At 52.7% G+C, this 19285-nt stretch carries 15 protein-coding genes; 8 read left to right on the top strand and 7 right to left on the bottom strand.

From position 1 onward, the window contains the following. Positions 1 to 378 precede the first annotated feature (378 nt). The 3 genes from NB647_RS04610 to NB647_RS04620 all read left to right on the top strand — a co-directional run bounded on the left by NB647_RS04610 (position 379) and on the right by NB647_RS04620 (position 6844). Positions 379 to 1875: an ATP-binding protein gene (locus NB647_RS04610; protein WP_269284447.1), complete on the top strand. Its 1497-nt coding sequence runs from the start codon at positions 379 to 381 to the stop codon at positions 1873 to 1875. Beyond that, positions 1868 to 4576, top strand: coding sequence for a Z1 domain-containing protein (locus NB647_RS04615; RefSeq protein WP_269284448.1), 2709 nt, complete (start codon positions 1868 to 1870; stop codon positions 4574 to 4576). Before NB647_RS04610 ends, NB647_RS04615 begins: the two co-directional genes overlap by 8 nt. A 168-nt stretch (positions 4577 to 4744) precedes the next feature. Then, positions 4745 to 6844: an AIPR family protein gene (locus NB647_RS04620; protein ID WP_269284450.1), complete on the top strand. Its 2100-nt coding sequence runs from the start codon at positions 4745 to 4747 to the stop codon at positions 6842 to 6844. A gap of 138 nt (positions 6845 to 6982) precedes the next feature. Here NB647_RS04620 and NB647_RS04625 read toward each other — a convergent pair whose 3' ends face one another. The 4 genes from NB647_RS04625 to NB647_RS04640 form a co-directional block, all read right to left on the bottom strand. After that, complete coding sequence (locus NB647_RS04625; protein WP_269284453.1) at positions 6983 to 7165, bottom strand: hypothetical protein; 183 nt, start codon at positions 7163 to 7165, stop codon at positions 6983 to 6985. Positions 7166 to 7265: 100 nt separating this feature from the next. Further along, positions 7266 to 8723, bottom strand: coding sequence for an MATE family efflux transporter (locus NB647_RS04630; protein ID WP_269284456.1), 1458 nt, complete (start codon positions 8721 to 8723; stop codon positions 7266 to 7268). A 57-nt stretch (positions 8724 to 8780) separates the two neighbouring features. Beyond that, positions 8781 to 9476 (bottom strand): YjjG family noncanonical pyrimidine nucleotidase, encoded by a 696-nt coding sequence (locus tag NB647_RS04635; protein ID WP_269284458.1) that lies wholly within the window; start codon positions 9474 to 9476, stop codon positions 8781 to 8783. A gap of 48 nt (positions 9477 to 9524) precedes the next feature. Further along, positions 9525 to 11090 (bottom strand): LA2681 family HEPN domain-containing protein, encoded by a 1566-nt coding sequence (locus tag NB647_RS04640; protein ID WP_269284460.1) that lies wholly within the window; start codon positions 11088 to 11090, stop codon positions 9525 to 9527. Between the two features lie 130 nt (positions 11091 to 11220). Here NB647_RS04640 and NB647_RS04645 point away from each other — a divergent pair, with 130 nt between their 5' ends. From NB647_RS04645 to NB647_RS04655, 3 genes are all read left to right on the top strand, one after another. After that, positions 11221 to 11664, top strand: coding sequence for a hypothetical protein (locus NB647_RS04645; protein ID WP_269284462.1), 444 nt, complete (start codon positions 11221 to 11223; stop codon positions 11662 to 11664). Positions 11665 to 11757: 93 nt separating this feature from the next. Beyond that, on the top strand, positions 11758 to 12204 hold the full coding sequence (locus tag NB647_RS04650) for an anti-virulence regulator CigR family protein (protein ID WP_269284464.1): 447 nt from the start codon (positions 11758 to 11760) through the stop codon (positions 12202 to 12204). Between the two features lie 234 nt (positions 12205 to 12438). Beyond that, positions 12439 to 12918: a hypothetical protein gene (locus tag NB647_RS04655; RefSeq protein ID WP_269265452.1), complete on the top strand. Its 480-nt coding sequence runs from the start codon at positions 12439 to 12441 to the stop codon at positions 12916 to 12918. Positions 12919 to 13051: 133 nt separating this feature from the next. Here the strand turns inward: NB647_RS04655 and NB647_RS04660 are convergent, their stop codons facing one another. Both NB647_RS04660 and NB647_RS04665 read right to left on the bottom strand, forming a co-directional pair. Continuing rightward, on the bottom strand, positions 13052 to 14386 hold the full coding sequence (locus tag NB647_RS04660) for a KAP family P-loop NTPase fold protein (RefSeq protein WP_269284466.1): 1335 nt from the start codon (positions 14384 to 14386) through the stop codon (positions 13052 to 13054). Positions 14387 to 14593: 207 nt separating this feature from the next. Further along, entirely contained in the window at positions 14594 to 15532 is a 939-nt protein-coding gene (locus NB647_RS04665; protein WP_269284468.1) for a tetratricopeptide repeat protein, read from the bottom strand. 474 nt (positions 15533 to 16006) lie between these two features. Between NB647_RS04665 and NB647_RS04670 the strand changes: the two genes are divergently transcribed. Further along, a complete protein-coding gene (locus tag NB647_RS04670; protein ID WP_269284469.1) occupies positions 16007 to 17629 on the top strand; it encodes a hypothetical protein in 1623 nt (540 codons plus the stop codon). Positions 17630 to 17716: 87 nt separating this feature from the next. Next, positions 17717 to 18556 (top strand): tetratricopeptide repeat protein, encoded by an 840-nt coding sequence (locus tag NB647_RS04675; RefSeq protein WP_269282320.1) that lies wholly within the window; start codon positions 17717 to 17719, stop codon positions 18554 to 18556. Between the two features lie 65 nt (positions 18557 to 18621). Here the strand turns inward: NB647_RS04675 and NB647_RS04680 are convergent, their stop codons facing one another. Next, positions 18622 to 19191 carry an HD domain-containing protein gene (locus NB647_RS04680; protein WP_269284470.1) on the bottom strand — a complete coding sequence of 190 codons (570 nt, stop codon included), beginning with the start codon at positions 19189 to 19191 and terminating at the stop codon, positions 18622 to 18624. Positions 19192 to 19285 lie beyond the last annotated feature (94 nt).

Raw genomic sequence — 19285 nt, forward strand, 5'->3', positions numbered from 1 at the left:
GAATTGATGACATTATGTCATGTCGTTAGTGCAATGTATACCTGCTTATGAAAAACCAACTCCCTCATAAAAGAGATTAGAAAACTGTACATCATAACTGATCAGTATACTGGTGTGGTAACAGATATTGTGTGGATCATTCTTGGCATATGATCCGATCAAACTTCTCGGCACAAATATATTTTTGCTGCCTGTGAGGCGGGATGTATTTAATCCAAGTTACTATTTTTTTGCCTTCAGGATTGTGTCAATCGGTAATTCAAGATAGGACGATCAGGCTGGTTATGGATCTGATTTGCGTATGTCTTAATTTTACTACTTTTATGATTATGGAAGATTATCCGGGAAAAATCTATCTATAATGAGACTGAACCTGCAATGAATTCTTATATGTCAACCTATTCCCCTCTTCCTCCCAATGCCGGTATTTTACTGGAGTCTCTCAGGGATATTGGATACTCACTGGAGACGGCTGTGGCCGATATAATCGACAACAGTATTTCTGCAAAAGCTTCTGTGATCAATATTTCCTGTAACATGTCTCATGAAGATCCTGTCATTACCATTGTGGATAATGGTTATGGCATGACGGCTGAAACACTGAAACAGGCTATGCGACATGGTTCATCTGATCCGTTGGCGAAACGCGCCAATTCTGATCTGGGACGATTCGGCCTTGGCTTGAAAACAGCGTCTTTCTCACAATGCCGGAAACTGACCGTCGTTTCTGTACAGAATGGAAAATGGTGCGGCGCCATGTGGGATCTGGATCTGGTAAAGGAAAAAAACGAGTGGTTGCTGTGTATTCTTGATGAGGCGGATATTCATGCCATACCCGGAACAAGTGAACTGGATGGCAACGGTACGCTGGTTATCTGGGAAAAGATCGACAGGCTTTTTGATAATGCGACAGGTACAAGGCAAAATGATATTCTCAATGAAAAACTTTCTGTCTTGCGTGAACACCTTTCTCTTGTCTTTCATCGTTTTATCGATGGTGATGGAAGAAAAACGCCGAAAGTTACGCTGGTCCTGAACAATGGCGTTATCAGTGCATTCGATCCGTTTTTCCGGCAGAAATCGGAAATGCTTGAAAATGAGGTCATATATCTCGATAACGGAGAGGAAAGCGGCGTCGTTGAAATACAGCCTTATATAATGCCGCACTATTCCAGACTGACGGAAAAACAGGAGCGCTCTTACCAGTCAAGAAGCGAATACCTGTCCAACCAGGGAATATATGTTTACAGAAACAGCCGTCTGGTGGCTTGGGGTAGCTGGTTTCGCATGATGCCGAAGGGAGAATCCACAAAATACGCACGCATCCAGATCGATTTTCCATCAAGGCTTGATGCCTTGTGGACGATTGATATTAAAAAGTCTTCTGCCATTCCGCCTCCTGCCGTGCGTGAATGTATCAGGAAACTGTTGCCGAAAATATCCGACCGGAGCGTCCAGATTCACAGAAAACGTGGGCGAAAAATGCTGGGTGAAGGCAATAGTCCGGTCTGGGAAAGATATGAGGAAAGGGATGGACCGATCAGGTACAGTATCAACAGGCAGCATCCGCTGGTAGATGCTTTCAGGAACCGGCTTTCCGGTGAAAGCATACAGGCTTTCGACATACTTCTTAAAATGATTGCAACATCATTGCCGTTTCCGGCTATTTGTGATGATTATTCCAGCAAACCCAGACAGCTTGAGCCAGTCACGCTGGATGATCATGATGTTCTCGAGAAGATAAAGGCATGGCATGTTTGTCTGGGCAACATGAGTGATGAACAGATTTTGCTGAAACTCGTGTCTTCTGATCCGCAGCTTTTGCAGAAACGTGAGGTGGCAGAACAATTTGTCAGGATGCACGCATATGAATAACCAGGAAGAAATCAGGAAAGCCATCAAGTATCTTGTACAGGTGGATAGTGGAGATCAACCGCCATCGTACGAAAAAGTAAAAGACATTGTACAGACAGTGGCAAAATTAAAGAGTTACACAGGAAACATTCAGAATCTTGTCGATGAGATCATGATGGATATGCAAACACGTATGGGGGTTGGCATATCGATTGTTGACCGGAATGCAGATCATGACGAAGAATGGGTCCAGAAACGGAAAAATATTGCATGGACATATGCGAATGCCTATACGGATTATCTGAAACGGCAGGGATGGTCGCCCAAGGTTGTTGAATCCATAAGAACGGATTGCCAGCGGATATTGGGTCATATGCAGAATCCGGCAACCCAAGGGGGCTGGAGCAGACGTGGTCTCGTCATCGGGCATGTTCAGTCAGGCAAGACGGCAAACTATACCGGATTGCTCGCTCATGCTGCTGATGCAGGATATAAGTGCATTATCGTTATTGCAGGGATACACAACAATCTGAGAAAACAGACACAGGAGCGGATTGAGGCGGGATTTATCGGGAGAACATGGCAAGAAACAGGGAAGACAGTCATAAAAGTGGGTGTTGGTGCGTATGCAAATGATTATCCTGAACCTGTCACGATTACCAATGTCCGTTCCGATTTCAACAAGCAAACGGCTGAAAGGAGCGGATGGAAGTTAGACGATTTCAGAAAGCCGGTTGTTCTGGTTATCAAGAAGAATGTTTATACACTTGAGAGTCTGCTGGGGTGGCTGAAGGATCTCAATTCTGTCAATGGCAGGATAACGGATGTCCCGCTTTTGATGATCGATGACGAGGCCGACAATGCTTCCATTAATACCAATCGTCCGGAACTGGATCCGACCAGAACCAACCGCCTGATCCGGAGGATTCTTGGGCTTTTTGACAAGGGCTGCTATATCGGTTATACCGCAACGCCCTTTGCCAATATTTTTATTGACCCGGATGCCTATGATGAGGAAGACAGGAAGGATCTGTTTCCGAAAGACTTCATCTATCTGCTGGACAAGCCGACCGATTATTTTGGCCCGGACATGGTATTTGGCAATGACGATGACAATGATGATGAGAAGGATGAGGATTCTTTCTGGATCAGGGAAATTGATGATGCGGAGACCTGGTTGCCGATCGTCCACAAGAAAAATTTCAATGTGACCGGGTTGCCGGACAGTCTGTGCAGGGCATTTCGCCAGTTTGTTCTCGTCAGAGCCATACGGAATTGCCGTAACCAGAAGTCACAGCATTGTTCCATGTTGGTCAATGTTTCAAGATTTGTGGATGTACAGAAACAGGTCAGGTATCTGTTATCCGATTACAAGGAAAGATTGCACAATGCTGTCCTAGCGAATTATGCCTTGCCGGATAATCGCTCGGACGGGGACAGTTATATGTATCAGCTACACACGGAATTCGACGAAGAATTCATGTCAGGCAAGGCTGGTGAGAATATGCAGGGCAATCCTGTTACATGGCAGGGTGTCAAACGGGAATTGCCGGATGTGCTCGACGATATGCAGTTTTGCGTGATCAACAGCAAGTCCGACGAGATACTGGATTACAAGCGTGCTGAAAATGACGGCGGTGCCCTGACTGTCGTGGCTGTCGGCGGGCTGAGCCTTTCTCGGGGGCTGACTCTTGAGGGGCTTTGTATCAGTTATATGTACCGCAATACCCGGATGTATGACACCCTGATGCAAATGGGCAGGTGGTTCGGTTACCGTTACGGGTATCAGGATTTGTGCCGGATATGGCTTAACAGGGATTCGATCGGCTGGTACAGCCATATTACAGACAAGACTAATGAACTCAGGGCGCAAATCAGGGAGATGCGCAAGAACGGAATGTCTCCTGAAGATTTCGGATTGTTTGTCGGGACACATCCTGACAATGCATTGCTGATTACGGCACGCAACAAGATGCGTACTGGCAAGACAATAGAAATCGGGCAATATTTTGGGGGACGGCTGAAAGAGAGTACCGACTTGTCTGCCGATACGGAAATTTGCCGGCACAATGAGAATCTGGTTCGTGAATTTTTGAAAACAGGATTCGACGGGATACGTGAGCGGTTTGGGGAGAATCTGTTTTTCCGCAATGTGTCCATTTCGGTTGTCGAAAATTTTCTGAGGCGTTTTAAGATGTCGACGGCCGGCATGGATGAAGATAAAAAAGGCATTATCGGTTATTTGGTGAAAATAGCGGACGACTATCCCAAAGCAGACGTTTTATGTGTTTCAAAGCAAAACAGGATCGGAAACCATATTCTCGGGGTTCAGGAAAGACGTCGTGGATGGAAAAAGGATGGAGATGGCATCTGGCGGACTGCAAAGCGCAGGATTGGCGGTGCGAAACTGGAACGTTACGGGCTGAGCGATGAGCAACTGGCCGAGGCGGGAAAGCTGGCACAGGAAGCATACGATGAAGGACATAGCAAGAGCGCAAGTCCGTCCGATGTGCATTACCGGAAGGTGAGAAGGAAACCGCTGCTGATGATACATCTGCTGAAAATACGGGATGAAAATAGTGTCATTCCGGCTTTCGGTATCAGTTTTCCGTTTGATGAACAGGTCAGGCGTGATCATGTTGTCGTTGTCAACAAGGTATGGCTTCGACAGGATGACGATATGGATGATTCTCCGGAAGATGAGGATGATTATGATGAGTGAGATCCGGTTGTCATGGGAGAGAATCGGAATTCCGGAAGATGTATGGATATTGCAGGGAAGGTGAAGTTCGCGGGGATTGCAAGGTCACAGTTGCCTGATTAAGTGATGCGTGTTTGATAAGACAGGGCGTTTTGTCTGTTTGCAGAAAAGGTGTTTGAGGGGCTTTGAATGGAAATGTCACTTGACGAATTTTTCCAGGATTTCCAGCAGGAAATCAGGATTGGCGGAGAAGCGGATGAATCTTCAAGCAATGAAACATTTGTCAGACGGGTGGCAGAAGAGCTTGAGGCGACAGGTTTTGTTAACGAAGATATCGTTTACTGTCATTACAGAAACCCTGTAAAAGGTCTGCGTATTGACGCATATTCTTTTGATGAAGAGGAAGGCAATTTGTCCCTCTTCATTGCAGATTACAATAATCGGCCAAAACTGGAGTCGCTTTCATTATCGGAAATCAATTTGCAGTTCGGGCGTCTGGTCAGGTTTTTCAGGGAGTGTGCGGAACTGCGACTGAAAAAAGATCTTGAAATGACCTCACCGGTATATGATTTTGTCGAACTGGTAGAGAACAGGATTTCCGTAATTCGCAAGATACGTTTTTTCTTGTTGTCGGAAAGAACATTGAGCGAACGGGTCAAGGCGCTAGATCGTGATGATGTTGTTTGCGGAATATCCGCATCATGGCAGGTATGGGATATTTACCGGTTGTATCAACAAGATCTGTCTACTGGTCAGAGAGAACAGCTTGTTATTGATTTCAGGGAGATGTTCGGTTTTGCTATTCCTTGCCTGAATGTCAATCTTGGAACGGATTCGTACCAGTCCTATCTGGCGGTTATGCCTGGTCGTATTCTGGCAGGACTGTATGAAAAATATGATACCCGTCTTCTGGAAAGCAATGTCCGTGTTTTTCTTCAGGCAAAGGGAAAGGTCAATCAGGGAATCAGGGCGACAATTCTGAATGAACCCGAGATGTTTTTTGCATATAACAACGGTATTACTGCCACTGCGCGTGAAGTTTTTACAGAAAGGGGAGAAAATGGTTTGCAAATCGTCAAAATCAGTGATTTGCAGATAGTCAATGGCGGGCAGACGACGGCATCATTGTTTCATACCGGACGAAAAGACAAGGTTCAGCTGGAAAATATATTTGTCCAGATGAAATTGTCTGTCATACCTGAAGATCAGGATGAAAGAATTGTTCCGAATATTTCACGGTATGCCAATACACAGAACAAGGTCAATGCATCTGATTTCTTTTCAAATCATCCTTTTTCGAGAAGAATGGAAGAAATGTCGCGCAGAATATGGGCACCAGCCAGAGAGGCTGAGTTGCGTGGTTCCAAATGGTTTTTTGAAAGAACACGGGGCCAGTATACCGAGGCACAATCCAAACTGGCGAAAAAATCGGAACTGGACAGGTTCAGGCTTGAAAATCCGAAAAGCCAGTTGTTTACAAAGGAAAAACTTGCCAAATACGAAAATGTATGGGATGAGGAGCCACGTTTTGTCAATGCTGGCAGCCAGAAGAACTTCGTGAAATATGCTGAAAGAATCAGCAGGGAATGGGAAAAGGATTCTGATGGCTTCAATGAAAGTTATTTCCGGCGTGCCGTGGCAAGAGCGATCATATTCAACCAGACGGAAAATCTGGTATCAAAACAGGAATGGTATGGCGGTGGATACCGTGCCAATATTGTCGTTTATACCATTGCGTGTCTTGGAAAACTGATTGGGGATATGGGCAAGGTTTTTCCGTATGAAATGATATGGAAACAGCAGGTAATGCCGGCCAGTATTATCAGGATTCTGGAGATTTGCGCAAGATATGCCAATGACAGGATCGTCAATATGCCGGTCAGGGGGAAGAACGTTACAGAGTGGTGCAAGCAGGCACAGTGCTGGGAAACCATGAAGGCAGGTTTGCAGGAGCTGAAAAGACAACTGGAAAATACGGGTCTGGAAAATATACTGGTCAGTCCGGAAGAATCAGCAAGGGCAGAGCATGATGCACGGACTGTACAGAAGATGGATAACGGTATTGATGCGCAGACAGTCGTGATGAAGATAACCGGTGACGAGTGGGCAAGGATACGAAATGAATTGTCGCTGAAAAGGCTCATTACTCCGAAAGAGGACGGTATTCTGAAAATAGCTGCACAGATTCCAAGGAAGATTCCAAATCCAAGACAGAGTATGGATTTACTTGGACTTCTTGAAAGAGCTAGGACGGAAGGAATCAAGTTCCAGAAGTCATGGAAATCGTAAGTTTGTTTGTCTCGTATATAAATCGCTTAATGTTAATAAAGTCAGGTGATATGTAGTTGACGTTTGCCCGCACGCGGGACGAGGCGGTGGCGTGCGGTTTTTTCCGTGACGGCGACCGGAACCGGACGGTCTGAGCGTTCAGGCTGCCTTGGCCGGCCGTTTTTTGCCGAGCCGGTTTCGGACGACCGGAACCAGGACGGTGATGGCGGCCTGTACGGCCAGAAATACCGCCATTCGCAGAGGGCCCGACGTGATTTTCGTCAGGCGCCAGATGAGTCTGGCGACAAGGGTGGCGGCCAGTATGACCAGTTTCTTTTCCATAACGGGTATTTCTTAAAGGACAGGACAACGCTGATTGTAGGGAAAAGTTTTCTGCTGCGCCAATGAGACCGCTTGCGTCGCTTCCTATTCTCCTTCCGGTTCAGGCGGCCGGCCGGGTCTTGTACAGAAAGCGCAGCCAGAACAGGATGCCCGCGGAAGTCAGTCCCAGCGGGAAGGCCATCCAGATTCCCACGATGCCATATCCCATGACGAAGCCGAGCAGGTAACTGGATGTCAGGGAAATGACGAAGTAGGCGATGAAGGAAAACAGCATCATGATTTTCACGTCCATGATGCCGCGCAGGGCGTTGGCGAACGCGATCTGCATGCTGTCGCCGAACTGGTAGATCATCATGATGGGGAAAAGGGTGGAGAGTGTCGCCAGGACGGCGGTGTTGTCCGTGAACCAGCTGCCGATGGCGAAGCGGAACTGCCAGAAGAGAGTGGTGGAAATGACTGCCATGACGAGAATCAGGTACAGGCCGGAAAAGGCCGCGCGCCGTACGTCGGCTGCTCTGGCCTGTCCCCTGAAATAACTGACGCGTACGGCAGTCGCGGCACCCATGCCGTAGTACATCATGAAAAAGAGGGTACTGATGGTGAACATGACCTGATGGGCCGCGAGTGCGACGGTACCGATCCAGCCGACCATGATGGTGGTGAGCGAAAAAGAGGCGGTTTCCATGCCCATTTGCAGGGCCAGCGGCCAGCCCATTGCGTTGAGCCTCAGAAAGTCGGCACGGTTGACGACGGATTGGATGAAACCGGTACGGTAGTTGCGGTAGCGGGGAAGCAGGAAAAAGAGGGCGATGAAAACGCACAGCATGACGATACGGGAGAACAGGGTGGAGATCCCGGCACCCAGGAGGCCGAGTTCCGGAAATCCGGCAACGCCGTAGATCAGGACGTAATTGCCCATGATGTTCAATACATTGCCGAACAGGAGAATCCACATGGCAGTGCGGGAATCCATGATGCCGTCGGCGAACTGCTTGAAGGCATTGAACAGCAGGATGAAGACGAGCGAGGCGAGTACGACCAGATAGTAGGGTTTGATCAGCGGGATCAGTTCGGCCGGCTGGTCGAGTTTTTCGATGTTGAAGAACAGGATGGTCATCGCCAGTGTGAAGATGACGGCGACCGTGAAATTGGCGAGCAGGGCGTTTTTGAGCTTGCCGCCGATGCCGGTTTTGTCGTTGGCGCCGAACAGCTCGCCGATGAGTGGCGTCAGCCCGTAGGAAAAGCCTGTGCTGCCGATGATGACGAGGTTGAAAAGGTTATTGACGAAGCTGGCGGCGCCCAGCGATTCGGTATTGTAATGCCCGATCATCATGGTATCGGCGAAGCCAAGCACGATCATGCCGATCTGGCCGATGATGATCGGTACGCCCAGTGCGATCAGTTTGCGGAAATGGTCGGTAAAGGGAATTGGCTGATTCATGCGTTCTGGTTTCTGTCGTGTCGGCAGGCTGGACGGTTCAGGGATCCCGTGTGCCGAAAGCCGGTTATTCTGGCCGAATCCGGCGGCGACGTCAAAGGTACGGAAACGGTCTGGCACTGGCTGGGCAAATCCTGTCCGGTTTTGCCGGCGCCCGGTATCCGGATCGTCGGGGGCCTATTCGCCTTCCAGTATCGGCGGCAGTTCGTCAAGCCGGCGGATTTCATAGTCCGCCGTCAGCGCCGGTTCAGCTGTCTTGCCGGACGGATTGTACCAGCAGGTGTCGATGCCGGTGTTTTTGCCGCCGGCGATGTCGGAGGTCAGCGAATCGCCGACGATCATGGCTTTTTCCGGGGAAAAGCGTCCGATGGCGTTGAAAACCGCCCGGAAGTAGTCCCGGCTCGGTTTCTGGTGGCCGATGGTTTCCGAGACGAAAATGCCGCTGAAATACTCGTTCAGTCCGCTTCCCGCCAGCCTGCTGTGCTGGGTGGCGGCCACGCCGTTGGTGACGCAGTACAGGCGGTATTTCCCGGCCAGTTTCTCGCAGAGTTCCCTGGCGCCGTCGATCAGATAGTATCCTTCTCCCAGCGCCAGCTGGTAATCCCGGGCGAAAGCGATGCCATTGACGGCATAACCGGTTTCGGCGAAAAGACGGGAGAAGCGGGTGGAGGTAACGGTTTCCTTGCTGATTTCGCCGCGTTCGAAGGCGGCCCAGAGTCCGTGGTTGACGGTGTGGTAGATGTCCCGGATTTCGTCGGTCAGTTTCAGGCCGTAACGGGAAAATGTCAGATCCAGCGCGTTTTTTTCGGTTCTGGAAAAATCGAGCAGCGTATCGTCCGCGTCGAGCAGGAGCGTGTCATAATTTTTTTTCATGAGATTTCCTGTTGCAAAATGCCTTGTGGGCAAAAAGGAAGTATATCATCACGGCGTTTCACCGGCGGGCGATGCGGAAATGTCGGGATACACGTTGCCACCGGCATGGCTTTCCGCCTGAATTTTTTTCCGTGTTTCCTCGATGGAGATGGCCTGGGTCAGATAGACGATGGCACCGCGGGCCAGTCCCAGTGCCTTGAGGGTGGCGTCTTCCAGTTTCCGGCGGGAGAGGGTGCCGTCGACGATCTGGCCGGAGGGCAAGTCGAGTTCGACAATGCGCAGGTAACGGTGCCCGAGTTCTTCGGCGATGGTTTTCAGCAGAAGGCTGTGCGGATCCGTTGAGGGGGAAAGTCTTTCGGGCGGCAGTGCCTTGGACAGCCAGAACAGGCCGCGCAGGGGCCAGTTCGTCGAGCCGGCGAACGCATCGGCCAGTCCTTCTGCCGGGTTGCCGTTTTTGTACCAGACGGTTTTCAGGCCGGTTTTCCCGTCCGGCAGTTTCAGATCGAAATACAGATTGACGGTCCGGGCGATTTTCGGCAGCAGAGACCAGGCCGAACGGCAGGCGAGTTTGAGTGTTTCGACCGCGAGCGACCAGCCTTTCCGGTCGGTTTCCGCGTTTTCGCTCTTGCGGGCGTCGCGCAAGGCTTTCGAGGACAGCGCACCATGGCACAGGTGGCGTGCGGCGATGTATTCCTGACGTATCTGGGACAGAAAACGGATGGCCGGCGGCATGCTGCGCAGCGGTGACGGATTCGATACGGGCTGTTCCATGATGTCGTAGGCGGCGGCATTGGCCTGGCACAGATCGTTGTACGGATTCAGGTACAGTTTTTCCGTCAGGCACCATTTCCGGAAATTCCTGTTTTTTCCGGATTTGTCCGTTTGCCGGGGAGTGTCGCAGACGGGAGCGGCGTCACTGTCGGAACCGGAGAGGGTGGCGTCGATTTTTTCCAGTTCGGCGCGGAAATATTCCTTGCCCTGTGCATCGCCGAAGTAGCGCGCGTCGTCGTCGGTCGCGGCTTCGAGATTGTCTGTCGCCATGCCGAGAAAAACCGGTTTTAGCGTATCGTCGCCGATCAGTTCGGCATATTCGGCGATCCCTTTTCCGCGGTTGCCGAGCGCCATGCCGAAGCGGGTGTCCGTTTCGATGGCGCGGTCCCAGTATTCGATGGCGTGGATGAAATCGCCCATATAGCCGTGCTGGTTGCCTGACAGCGTCAGAATCCGGCAACGCAGGAGTTCGTCGAAAAAGAGAAAAGCGGGATCGTCCACGGCTTTTCGCAGGTGGTATATCGCCTTTTCGATTTCGGGTTGTTCCCATGCCGCGTTGGAAGCGTTTTTCCGTTCGTGGTGCCGGCAGATCCAGGCATTGGCCGTATAAAAGTCGAGCAGGCAGCGCTGGGTGGCATCGAGCTTTCTTTTGGCGGCGGTTTCATACCAGGACAGGACCTTTTCGGCGGCGCCGGGGTTTTTCGCGTGTCCGGCCAGTTTTGTCAGGGCCGCGATGTCGGCAAGCAAGGCGTTCGCATCGCGTGCGGGACGTTTTTTCAGCAGTGTGGCAAGAGAGGATGTGGCGGTTTTGCCGGTCTGTACGGAGGTCGTGTTTTTTGTCATGGCGTTTTGTTACCGGATTTCGGAAGACATCGCTGTCATGCCGTGGCCGAAACGGGGCCCGTATTGTCCAGGCCGGCCCCGGCGTGCATAAAAAGTCCCTGTCAGTATAAAGCGGTATTATGACAAAACCGTGTCTGTTCCGGTGCTTTTCAGCCAGATTCCGGCGAATTCGTCAAAAGGCAGGCCGGACGTAAAAGTGCCCCTGCGCCGGCATACATCCGCACTGTTTCGGAAATTCGGCCTGCATGGCGGTTTCGACGCCTTCGCACAGGGTTTCCATGCCGGGATTGTCGGCGATTCCGGAATTTTTTCCATATCGAAATCAGGCCGTATCGCCGGGGCGAATCATGAAATCAACGCTATCCACTGCCGACAGATTATCCCTTCATCCTGTCTGATTGCCGGGCGGCACGGATATTTGCCGGATTTCCGGCAACATGCCGGTTGGCCGGAACAGTCTGTTTGTATGGTGGCGAAACGGTCCGTGCTGCGGCAAAGGCACATTTCGGCCGCGAACGGGCGAACCGGCATTCTGTGGCATGTATCCGCTTTTACGGGAGATACTGTTCTGTGAAAATCCGTTACAAAAAAAAACGGTTTTTCTCTGGCGCAACGGTGCCGGTTTGAATACGATGGAATCTGTCTGGAAAAAAGGAGGGAAAACGGTATGTATCGTGGATTGTCAGCCTGGGCGAAATGCCTGATTTGCGGCCTGTCGGTCTGGTCGCTCGTGTGGGTGCCGGCACATGCCGGGCCGGAGAAAAAACGGCATAGTGAATACCGGCATGCGGAAAAGGACTGGAAGAAAACGGACAAAAAGCGCCGGCATGACAACCGGCGTCCTGAACATGGCGTTTCCCGCGGTGATGCCCGCCACTGGGCGGTGCAGTACCGTTATACCGGTTATACGCCGTTGCCGCCGGGTGTGCGGAAAAACATGATGCGGGGAAAACCGCTGCCGCACGGGATCGCGAAACGTCCGGTACCTCCGCGGATGTGTCGTCATCTGCCACATCGTGATGGGTATGCATGGTACCGGACGGGTAACGATCTGGTTCTGATCGCCGTGGCAAGCGGTATCGTGGCCGATATCATGGTCAATGTGTTCCGCTAGCGGGACAGTGGAAAAGTGTGGCGGATTTGCCATGAGCGTTATCCCCATTTCCTGTGGATAACCGGGTGAATAACCTGACGGGATTCATGCCCCGCCTGCTTCCGGTCGGGCATGCCTGTTTTTTACGCGGTTCGCGAAAAAACGGTATCATCTGTTTTTTCGGGTTGCGGGAACGGCCCGGGCGTGTTATCGGTCGGGTCCGTTGTCCGGCTTTTCATGAACGGAGCGGGGAGTATGCGGAAAATCATCAATGAAGCGGGAAAAAAAGCGATCGGTACGTTCGTCAGGGAAAACCTGTCCGGGCGGGTCGGTGACGAAACGGTGAAATCCTATATCGATATGGCGGAAAGCCAGATGGTGATCCACGGTGGTCTGCCCTGTCTTGAAATCTCGATGTGTTTCTCTCTGACGGGGATGACGGAATACCTCGAGCTGGATGCCGATGAGGTGAGTTATGAGGATTGTGTTTTCGACAGCGCCGAAACGTTTGCCGGTGTTTTCGGGGCCGATACGGCCGCGCGTCTTGCCGGGGCCGTTTATGAAAAACGCATGACGGAATCGGGGGAGCGCCATGAGGCTATGGTTACGGTTTCCCATGACGGTTACCGGTTTTCGGTGACGGCCGTCAGGATGTCTCCGGATGGCGATGCAAACTTTTACGAAGTGAAATGTCTCGGGCCGGACAGCCGGAAAACGGAACATGAAACGGCATGAAAAACGCGTTTTATCGCTACGTGTCAGCCTGTGGATAAGTTGACGTGTTTTGATGGCCGTTTGCGGGGAAAAAGTCGTCAAATAACGGCTTTTTCCGCTTTTGCCCGGAAAAGGGATGACGGCCGACGGCGGGTCAGGCCGGGATATCCAGATCGAGATTGCCTGCGACCATGCGGATGAGATAGGAAATTTCTTCCAGCGATTCGATATAGAAGGAATTCGGATCGAGCACGTCCATCTGGAATTGCGTGATGACCTGCCTGTCCTGCATGTGGCTGCTTTTCTCGCTGTTGAAAAAGTTTTGCAGGGCAATGAAATACCGGTCGGGCGCCATCGGCAGTTTCTGGCTGTCTGTGATGATTTTGGACAGAAAATCGTCCAGGATGGCGGCGAGGATTTTCCGGTCGTTTTTCAGAAGCGGTGCGATCCATTCGGGTTTTTTGATTTTCAAAACGATCAGAAATGTCGCGATACCCTGTTCGGGCGGTTCTCCGGCCAGAATATAGAGCGTGACGGCGCGTTCGATTTCGGAAAGCGTCAGGGGAACGAGCGCGGCCCATGCCGTCATCAGTTCGATGAACCGTTTCCGTTTGGGGGTGCCAGTATCGGCACGGTGCCGGGAAAACATGTCGCCGATGAACGAGCGGATATGGGCCAGATGGGCCGTATCGTTGGAGGCGAACCGCGGCAGCGACAGGAAAAAGTCGATGAACCGGTGAAGACAGGTACCGGCATCCGTGTCCGTTCCGTAAACGTTTCTGACGGCTTCATAAAGCTGGATGCGGTTGACGGGCAATACGAAAATCAGGTTCGGCATGTCGAAATAATGCCGGATCTTCTCCAGAAAACGGATCGCGAATGACGGACGGCACCGGTCGAGTTCGTCGATGACGATCACGACGGGTTTGCCGCAGCCGGAAACGATCCGGCCAAGGGTGGTTCTGAATCGGGTGAAAAGGGCTTTTTCGGCCGGCCATGCCTTGAGCCGCTTCTCGATCCGGTTGACCATATCGTCGCCGGTCGTCTCGAACGGCGCATCTGGTGGCGCGGGGGGAACGGCCCGGGCGGCAGCGGGTTTGCCGGCAAGCGGCATCATGGCGTTCATCAGCCGTGCCGCCTCGCCACGGATGGCGTCGCCCGTTCCCTGGCCGTCTTCGAACAGAAGCGCCAGCTCGGCGGCCAGAATGAAAAAAGGGTCCAGTTCGTCGTTTTCGGCAAACGCGTCGATGAAAACGACCGGATAACCTTCCCGGTGCAGACGGGCCGCCCAGTTACTCGCAAACCATGTTTTTCCTTCTCCCCACAAGGCGTCGATTGCGATGACGGCACCGTTTTCCAGACGGTTGATATAGCCGGTCAGCCTGTCTGCCAGTCGGGTTCTTTGCAGCAGGTCGCCGGCGAACGGCTGGTCGATATCGTCAGGTTTGTCGCTTCTTTTGCCACCGGCTGGGGGTGCGGCGCGATTCATGCGGATTCTCCGTATGGATGATGATGGAAAAACGGGAAAAGTTTGAGCCCGGCCACTACTTTAACCCGAAAAGGGATACCGTGCGGGAGCCATGCGCGGGATATGACGCAAAAACGGTATTTCCGCCCGTTTCGGCCGGAAATACCGTTTGCCCGGGAAAGGTGAAAGCCGGTCGGGAAAAAGGCCTGAAACATCCTCTGAAACGGCTTATCGCTCTTTTTCGCCCGCCGTATCCGTTCCGTCCGCTTCTCCGTTGCCGAGCAGATCGTTCAAGGTGGCCTGTGCATCGGCGTCGCCGGCGATCGCGGCTTTCTGGAGCCAGTAACCGGCCTTGACATTGTCTCTGGCGACGCCGATTCCCTTGTAGTACAGATTGCCGATGAATGTCTGTGCATCGACGTTACCGGCAATGGCCGCTTTTTCCAGCCATTTGACGGCCTCTTTCGGGTCTTCTTTCACGCCCTTGCCGGAAAAGTACATCATGCCCAATGCCGCCTGGGCATTGGCATCGCCCTTTTCGGCAGCTTGCCTGAAACGATAGATTGCCCGGTCGAGGTTCTGGTGCAGTTCGGTTCCATCCAGATACAGAATCCCCAGAAAAGTCTGTGCGTCGGTTTCGCCCTGATCGGCCGCGCGGTTGAGCCAGCGTTCCGCCTGTGTCATGTTGCGTTGGGTACCGACGCCCTTGGCATACATGAGACCGACCAGTGTCTGTGCCGGGGCGAAATCCTGTTCGGCCGCTTTTTCGAACCATTTTTTCGCGGTGGCGAAATCCTTTTCGACGCCATTGCCCTGACTGTAGAGCATGCCGAGAAAAGTCTGCGCGTCGGCACGGTTTTGCATGGCCGCTTTCTCATACCATTTTTTCGCTTTTTTATAATTTTGCGGTACTCCGAGCCCTTCCTGGTACATCAGGCCGAGACAGGCCTGTGCCTTGGCATCGCCCTTGCGGGCGGCACGCATCAGAAGCGGAGCGGCCTGTTTGTATCGCTGGCTGTAATACAGGCGGACACCTTCGGCCAGTTCTTCCGCTGCGACCGGAGCCGGTACGAACGGAAGCATGCAGCACACGAGTGCCAGACGGGACATCCACCGTGCGAACGGGGAAGAAACGGGAATAGGGCGAATCATTTTTTGTTTTTTCATCAATAGGCACATGCATTTGTAACGATCATAACAAAGCGTGCGGATTTGCGTCTTGCCAATCCGGTAAAGTGTTGTTTTATCGTCATATTTTCAGGATGAGCGGCTTTTGTAACGGCAAAACCGGACATATGTCATACTGGCGCAAACCTGTGGAATATCTGCGCTGCCCGGTTTGTTTGCACTGCCCAGGCCTTTGAGGTGACCGAAAAGAAAAGGCGGAAAATGGTGGCATCAAAACCGGAAACACCGGAAACCGATGGAAATCACGGATCGGAAAAACGTTCCGCATCCCCGGTTCCGGCCGGACCGTGCGACAGAACCGGCATTTCCCTTTCGCGACAGGCTGACAGAAATACGCCCTTGCGGTATAAGTTGCCAGTGGGGGCCTGTTGCGCCCTTTTTTTTACCGCGTCGTTTCTGTAATGCCTTCCGGGGAACCGGAAGGCTTTTTTCATGATTTGTTCAGGAGGTTGTATGAATGAATGGCGAAACTTTCCGACTCGGGCGGGCGATATGTTCTCCGGCCGCCTGACCTTGCCGGAACATGGCTATCCGCTCCGGGGGAGTGAACGGAACACGGATGCCCGACATTCCCTTTCCCGGGATTTCCCGGAAACGTTCCCGCCCGGGCATATCCGTTCAAGCGTATCCCCTTTCGGAACAGACGATCCGGCCTCGATCGACTGGTCACAAAAACTTGCCGATCCGGCTTCCCTGATGTCGGGAGCCCAGATCGACGAACAGATCGTCAACCGGTTCGACGGGAATCCGCCCAGGGACCGGATGGGCCGTCCGCTCTCCGGGGAACAGGCCGATTCCGTCGTGGCGCGCTGGCCGGAGAAAGTCCGGGAAATGAGTCCGGATGCACGGGACATCGCATTTGCTCTCAATTACCGCCATGATCCGGTATTCCGCACCCGGACGAACCGGACGATTTTCCGCAACTGGCTGGCGATGCCGGAACAGGAAAACAGGGAATCGCTTTCCCGGCGGAAACCGGAAGCACCGGTATTGGCTCTCCGGGAAATGCATGTTCCCCCCGTGCCGGAAAAAAACCGTGAAAAGAACGGAAACGGGCTGGATATCACCAGCCGGGTTCACGGGAAAAATGAGGTGGCCGGGCCGGCCGACGAGAGCATGATGCCGGGATACCGGATGTACGGGAGCCTGCTTGAAAAACATATCGGAAAACCGTCCGCCGTCAACGGGCAGGGAGAACAGCCGGTTACACATCCGGATGAAAGCATGGAAGCCGGTTACCGCATCGCCGGTCAGGCCATCGAAAACGGTCTGGGACACCCTTCAGCAGTCAATGCCCGGGGAACGCAACCGGTTGCACATCCGGATGAGAGCATGGGACCACTGATGGAAAAAGGGTTCGGTTCCATGAGGCACCAGACCGTCGCCGATGCCATCCGGGAAAATGCCGAAGCGGCGGGAACCGTCATGAACCGGGAGCATGGCAGCGAATTCGCCCGGCACTTCGGCAAGGGCGCCGGATTCAGTCCCCGGGAAATCCGGAAGAATCTGTATGCCCTGGCAGCCTTTATCGGCGATGCGACCGACTTCGCCTTGCCCGGCGACAATACCGGACTGGAAAAAACCAAAAACGACCTGATCGCCATGAAACGCGAGGAAGAAGAACAGGGTTTCCTTCGGGGGAGCAATGTCTTTGAAAGAGGCTGGGAAAGCATTGCGGAAAACGGAAGCCTCTGGATAGCCGAGCAGATGGGCAGAAAACTGGTCCAGTTGCCGCTGGCCGTCGCGATGAGTCTGGTTCCGTCGCTGGGCGCGCTGACCGGCATGGCCGTACTGGATGTCTGCAGCGATTTGTACGGGGAGATACTGTATCGTACCGGCAAGGGCGAACCGCTGGAAACCCTCACATTCGGTGTGCCGCTTGGCCTGATGCAGCTTCTGGTTCCCACAAGAATCCCCGTTCGTCAAGTCACCCGTCCCAAAGAGGTGGCGCAACGCCTGTGGCGCATGGTTTTGCAGGGGATGGTTCATGGCGTTCAGAAGGAACAGATGGATCATGTCCTCAAGCGGAAGAAAAAACAAAAACCGACTGATAAAGAAGCCAGCGGTGAAAATTGACTTTCAGGATCGGCTATATTCCCGGAAAGTGTTGATGAAATGTTTTTCATTTTGAAATTTCGGATTTGAATTATGCGGCAAAAAAACATGAAACGGCATGTGTTGAATACAGGATACGGCCTGTTTCTTCTGATACTGGCTTGCCCTTTGTGGGCCTGTTCCTATGAAGAAGGGAGAAGTTATTACAGGGCAAAACAGTACGAAAAAGCCCATGCCTGTTTCATGCAGCCGGAAAACCGGCAAAATCCCAAAGCCTGGAATACACTGGGCATCATGTACAACAATGGTTACGGGGTTGAAAAAGACGAAAGAAAAGCGGTCGAATGGTACATGAAAGCCGCGATGAACGGATATGCCGTTTCCCAGTACAATCTGGCGTGCCAGTATGAAAAAGGACGGGGAGTCGAAAGGGATTACGCCCGGGCCATGTTCTGGTACGAAAAGGCGGCCGAACAGAACGATTCTTCGGCCGAGCTGAATATCGGCTATCTGTACAGTGAAGGAATCGGTGTGCCACGCGATATGCAGAAGGCCCTGTACTGGTACCGCCGTGCGGCGGCTCATGGAGACACGGATGCCATGACCAATATCGCGCACATGTACTATCAGGGTTCCGGTCTCAAAAGAGATATAAACCGCGCCATGCAGTATTACATCATGGCGGCGGAGAAGGATCATCCGCGTGCCCAGTATCTGCTGGGTGAGGCGTATGAGACGGGACGTGGTCTGGAGAAGGATTGTTCCCGGGCCCTGTACTGGTATAAAAAGGCGGCGGATAACGGGGAGCTTTTGGCCATGGACAGGCTGGGACAGATTTATTCCGGCGGCCTGTGTTTTCAGGCGCGGGACCAGGAGGAAGCCCGGCGGTGGCGCGAGCGGTCTTTCCGGATCAGGCGTGGATGGGTCTCGTCGCCCGAAAAACCGTAAACAGCATTTTCCGGCCTGTTTCGCCCGGCGTCGGATCCGGATTGGCCGGGCATGGCCGTGCCGGTTTATTTGCCGATTTTTCCCGCCGTGCGCTCATCAAGCATTTTTCTCAGGGCCGACAGGGGGCCGCCGTCGCCGAACAGGGTTTTGCCGTATTCCAGATTGAAGGCGTAATCGAATCCGTCCGGGTTTTTGCCTTGTGTATGCTGGAGAATGGTTTCCGCCTTGTCCAGCGCCTTGACGAGGTGCGCTTCCGGTGTGGCGTTGTCGTTGTATTCCTGCCAGATGGCCAGATACCGCTTGCCGGTGTCCGGCGGGAGCAGGCCGAAGACTTTTTCAACGGCATGACGCTCTTCCCGGTATTTTTCGTTTTCATCCGGAAGGGTGGCAGCCGAGATATCTCCGCCGTAGAGTTCCCCGAGATCGTGGATCAGGCACATGAGGAGCGTTTTCGGCCAGTCCAGTTCCGGATAAAAGGGCTGGAAAAGGGAAGCGAACAGAGCCAGCCGCCAGGTATGTTCGGCGGTGCTTTCGTGACGGCCGGTTGCCGTCCAGGCGGAACGGAGTGTGGATTTGAGCTGTTCCGTTTCTTCGATGAAACGGATGAAGGAAACGAGAGTGTCTTGTGCGATCATGCTGTTTTTCCAGTTCGTGGCTGTTATCGGCTGGCGGGACGCGGGTGGCGCCGGCCTTTTTGCGGGTAGGACCGGCGTGTTGCCGGCTGTCCCG

Origin of the sequence: Oxalobacter aliiformigenes, assembly GCF_027116575.1 — a bacterium.
Classification (GTDB): domain Bacteria; phylum Pseudomonadota; class Gammaproteobacteria; order Burkholderiales; family Burkholderiaceae_D; genus Oxalobacter; species Oxalobacter aliiformigenes.